Raw genomic sequence first — 4823 nt, forward strand, 5'->3', positions numbered from 1 at the left:
TGCCGTCGCGCTGTCCGCGGCCTGCTCCTCCGCCAGCACGCCCGGCCCGAGCCCCAGCGCGGTCGGCGGCTCCGGCGCGGCGAGTGCCACGCCGACCGCGAGCGCGGGCGGCGACGCGAGCGCCGGCGCGTCGGACACGGCGCAGGCCGGCGGCGGTGTCGGCGGATCCGGCGGCGCCACCTCCGCCGCGAGCGGGCATCCGGCGGGTGCGAACACGTGCCTGGTGCGCTACCTCAACGCTGCCGTCGGCCAGGTCGGGGCCGCCGCCGGCTCGGAGTACGTGACCATCACGTTCAAGAACCTCAACAACCAGCCGTGCACGCTCTACGGCTACCCCGGCGTCTCGGCCGGAAATGGCACCCCGGTCAATCAGGTCGGTCAGCCGGCGAACCGCAACAACGCGGTGTCGCCGACCGTTGTGACCCTGGCGCCGGGCGGCTACGCGTACACCACGCTCCAAATCGCCAACGCCCTCAACTACCCGACCGCGACCTGCAAGCCCGCCTCGACCTCGTGGCTGCTGGTCTACCCGCCGAACACTTCGAACCTGCTGTACGTCCCGTACAACACCAAGGTCTGCACGACGAGCACCGTGAACATGAGCATCCAGGCCGTACGGCCGGGCAAGGGCGGTGCCTGACGCCGGGAAACTCCGCGCTGCCCGGCATCGGGCCACCGCCCCGCGATCTACGACCTCTTACCCGTGGTCAACGGGCAGTTGCCGCTGCTGCTCAGCCGTTCGTGGCAAGGGCCTGCAACCGCGTGTACGCGCCGTTGAAGACGTCCTGGTCGCCGGGCAGCGATCCGGATGAGGCGTACTGCCAGAACGTGTAGTAGCCCCAGCCGGCAGGCAGCGGACCGCCCCCGCTGGCCGAGAAGTTCGCGATCCACAGCGGGTCGTAGGCCGCGAATCCGGAGTAGTTGCCGGTACAGGTGGTCCACCAGTCGGTGGTCGAGTAGATCGGCGGGTAGGCGTGCTCACGCGCCGCGTACTCGTTCACGAAGTTCCAGATCCAGTTGACCATCGCCGACTGCGACAGGCCGAAGCATTCGGCGCCGTACGGGTTGTACTCGATGTCGAGCGCGCCCGGCAGCGTCTTGCCGTCGGCGGACCAGCCGCCGCCGTGCCCGATGAAGTAGTCGGCCTGCGCGGACCCGGAGGAGTTGTTCGGGATCGCGAAGTGGTACGCGCCGCGGATCACGCCGTAGTCGTACGAGCCGTTGTACTGCTGCGCGAAGTAGGCGTTGGTGTAGTAGGTGCCCTCGGTGGCCTTGATGTAGACGAAGTCGATGTACGGTGCGACCGACGCCCAGTTGACGTTGCCCTGATAGGCGCTGACGTCGATCCCGGGCAGCTGCGGGGTACTCGCTGCCGGGACCGGGGCGGCCGCCGCGGGGCGCTGGGCGGCCGGCTCGTGGGACGGGATGGTCGATCCCATGAAGTCGGCGACCGGGTGGGTGATCTTCTCAGGGCTGACCGGGGTGGGGTAGTGCGTCGGGCTGACCGGCACCCGCCGGCCGGTCACGGTGGTCGCCCAGCTGGTGCCTGCGCTCGACCCGGAGGCAGTACCTCCGTCGACGGCAAGAGCTGCGGCAGAGGCGGGACCCGCCCCGGTAACGCCGACGGTCAGCAGGGAACCGAGCAGCACCGTCGTGATCAACGCGGCGTTGGTGCGGCGGGTCGCGCCGTGGATGGGCCGCGAACGCCCAGAGCGTTCCATGGTCTTCCTCATCAGGTTGTGGGTGTAAGTCCGGGCAGATCGGACTTTTCGTCAGGATACTGCGACTGCGCGCGGCTTCGGTCGGCGCGTCGTAAAGATTCATCAAGGCTTCACAGGAACGCGGCCGAGACGGCGGTCGCGACGATCAGTGCGCAGATACCGAAGACGGCGGCCGTGTCGTAGCCGGACGAGGCCGGGATGCTGTGGCCGCGGGGCGTGGCCGACGTGAGGACGGTGGCGCTCAGGGCGCTGCCAAGGGCGAAGCCGGTGGAGCGCACGACCTGGTAGAAGCCGGTGGCGCTGCCGGTCTCGTGCGGTGGGACGCCGCGCACGAGCTGCAACGGGTTGGCCGCGAAGACCCAGCCGACGCCGAAGCCGGCCAGCGCCATCGCGATCCCCAGCCCCCACAGCGTGCCGCGGCCCAGCCGGAACTGCGCCATCGCCGCGGCCAGCAGCACGCATCCGGCCACCACGACCGCGTCCGGCCCGCGCCGGCGCAGCAGCGCGCCGGCCGCCTTGTTCGCCGCGAAGCTCGCGAAGGAGAACGGCACCAGCAGCGAGCCCGCCACGAGCGGTGACTCGCCGAAACCGTAGCCCGCGCTGGTCGGCGTCTGCACCAGGCGGACCACCAGCGAGAGCAGCGGGTAGATCCCGACGCCGACCAAGAGCACGGATACGTTCGCGGCGAGCACCGCGCGGTGTCGCAGCAGCCGTACATCGACGAGCGGCCGACGCGTGTTCAGCTCACGCGCGACCCAGCCGGCCAGCATCGCCGCGGCCAGCGCGATGGCCGCCAGCGTGCGGATCGAGACCCAGCCCCAGGACTGGCCCTGGGAAAGCGCGAGCAGCACCGCCGCGACGCCCGCCGCGAGCAGCGTCGCGCCCGGCCAGTCCAGTCCGCGCGCCTCCCGCTCCGGCCCCTCGGGAAGCACCCGCGCGGCGGCGAGCAGGGCGAGTGCGGTGACGGCGGCGCCCGCCCAGAACGCCGCGGCCATGCCGAACTGCTGCGTGATGGCGCCGACGACCGGGTAGCCGGCGCCGATTCCGATCGCCGTGGTCACCCCGAGCAGCGCGATCGCCGGCCTGCCGCGCTCGGCCGGCAGCTCGTCGCGCGCGGTCGCGATGGCCAGCGGCACCAGCCCGCCGCCCGCGCCCTGCAGCATCCTCCCGATTAACAGGCCCACGAAGCCGGTGGGCAGTGCGGAGAGCACGCAGCCGGCGAGCGCGGTGGCGAGCGAGGCGAGGACGACGGGCCGCCGCAGCCGCCCGTCGCCGAGCCGGCCGGCGACCGGCGCCGCGATCGCGCCGACCAGGAGCGAAACGGTCAGCGCCCACTGCGAGGCCGCCAGCGATACGTGTTCGACCGCCGCGACCGTCGGCAGCAGGGGAGCGCCGAGGCTGCCGCCCGCTGCCGTCACCACACCGAGGAACACCAGGACCGGGACCAGCAGGCGCGGTGGTGCGGGTCGGTGGTCTAGGTCGTTCGCGGCAGCTGGCATGCCCGGAACATAGGCCGGGCAGGTCGCGGGCGTCGAAGTGTCTTCGCCGATCGTGCGCATAGGCGGCGGCTATGCGCGCCGAGGTCCGCAGCTAGGAGGAATGACCGTCCGGCGCGGCGATCCGATGGGTAACGTCGGTGGCCGGTGCGTGGTCGATCTGCTCCAGCAGGATCGCACGGAACTCCTGCGCCGCCCGGGAGAGGCCTGCATCGCGGCGCCAGGCCAGGCCGATCGTCCGCTGCGGAGCGGGTTCGGCCAGCCGAGTGACCGTCAGAGCGGCCCGGCGCGCGGCGATCGCCGGCAGCAGGGCGAGACCGGCCCCGCAGCGCACCAGCGCGATCACCGCGTCCAGTTCGCCGCCGTCCACCGCGATCGTCGGTTCGAATCCGGCTGCGCGACACAGCCCAGTCGCGTGTTCGCGCAGCGCATAACCGTGTCGCGGCAGCACCAGCGGTCTTTCACGCAAGTCGGCAGGCGTGCATACCCCGCGTTCGCCAGGCGGCAGCTGTCCGGTGCCCGAGACGATGACCAGCTCCTCCCGCACCAGAGGCTCGAACGCGATCACCGCGCTGAGGGCTGAAGGCACCGGCAGGATGAGCAGCGCCACGTCGAGCTCACCGAGGCGCAGCCGTTCCGCCAGATCGCTCGTGCCGCTCTCCGCCAGACAGGGCTCGATGCCGGGCCAGCGCTGCGCGAAGGCGCGCAGGACCTCGGCGAGCACGCCCTGGCACAGGCTCGGCGTCCCGCCGACGCGCACGCGGCCGCGCCGCAGCTGCGTGATCTCCTGGACCTCGCGGCGCGCACCGTCCAGGTCCGCGAGCACCCGCCGCGCCACCGGAAGCAGCGCGGCCCCGGCCTCGGTGAGGGTCACCCCGCCGCGTGCGCGCACGAACAGCGCGGCGCCGAGCTCCCGCTCCAGCAACCTGATCTGCTGCGACAGCGACGGCTGGGCGACGTGGAGATTGCGCGCCGCCCGGGTGAAGTGCCGGGTCTCGGCCACTTCCAGGAGGTAGCGGAGCTGAGTCAGCTGCACCACTTCACGATAGACCGGCGATAGGCGTCGCCTATGGGTTCACCCGCTCGCATCGCCAACGGCAATGGCCGGCGGCAGGCCGTCAGCGCCCGGTGCCGACGTTCGCGATGAACATGCGGACCTGCGCGCGGCTGCGCAGCCCGTTCGGGGACTGCGGCCGGAACCACGCGAACTGCGGAAAGCGGCCGTCGGCGCCGCGCACCGGATCGATTTGGAGCACCCCCGAGACGATCGGCGCCTCACCCGCGCGGAAGGTGATCGGCGACCAGAGGTACATCAGGCACGCCTCCTCCGCCCGCCGCACGCTCGATTCGTCCTCCACCTCGACGCCCACCCGCCGCACGACCTCGGCGGCGTCGTCGCGCAGCCGCGCCAGGACCGGGCCGAACTGCACGTTGACGGTCGGGCCGCCCGCAGCCGACAACCAGCCGTCCGGGCCGAGCCGGAAGGGTGTGTAAACGGTCTCTGTTTCCTGATGTTCCTGTGCATATGCCGCCGCCAGGTCCTGATTGGAGGGGAAGAGGTACCAGAGGTCGCCGGGCATGAACCCGAGCGGCACCCCGGCCATCT

The 4823-nt window shown here is 71.9% G+C and carries 5 protein-coding genes; 1 reads left to right on the forward strand and 4 read right to left on the reverse strand.

The genetic code is table 11. From position 1 onward, the window contains the following. Nucleotides 1-640: DUF4232 domain-containing protein (locus VFB40_RS05390; RefSeq protein WP_324848170.1), on the forward strand; the 640-nt coding region annotated here is incomplete at its 5' end. Between the two features lie 91 nt (nt 641-731). Here VFB40_RS05390 and VFB40_RS05395 read toward each other — a convergent pair. From VFB40_RS05395 to VFB40_RS05410, 4 genes are all read right to left on the reverse strand, one after another. Beyond that, a complete protein-coding gene (locus VFB40_RS05395) occupies nt 732-1439 on the reverse strand; it encodes a GH25 family lysozyme (protein WP_349261353.1) in 708 nt (235 codons plus the stop codon). 392 nt (nt 1440-1831) lie between these two features. Continuing rightward, nucleotides 1832-3220, reverse strand: coding sequence for an MFS transporter (locus VFB40_RS05400; protein ID WP_324848172.1), 1389 nt, complete (start codon nt 3218-3220; stop codon nt 1832-1834). A gap of 91 nt (nt 3221-3311) precedes the next feature. After that, the gene (locus VFB40_RS05405) at nt 3312-4253 is read right to left on the reverse strand and encodes a LysR substrate-binding domain-containing protein (RefSeq protein ID WP_324848173.1); all 942 of its coding nucleotides are present in this window, start codon (nt 4251-4253) and stop codon (nt 3312-3314) included. Between the two features lie 82 nt (nt 4254-4335). Continuing rightward, a partial coding sequence (locus tag VFB40_RS05410; protein WP_324848174.1) for a hypothetical protein occupies nt 4336-4823 on the reverse strand: 488 nt, incomplete at its 5' end.

This window comes from Actinocrinis sp., assembly GCF_035650855.1.
Lineage (GTDB): Bacteria > Actinomycetota > Actinomycetes > Streptomycetales > Catenulisporaceae > Actinocrinis.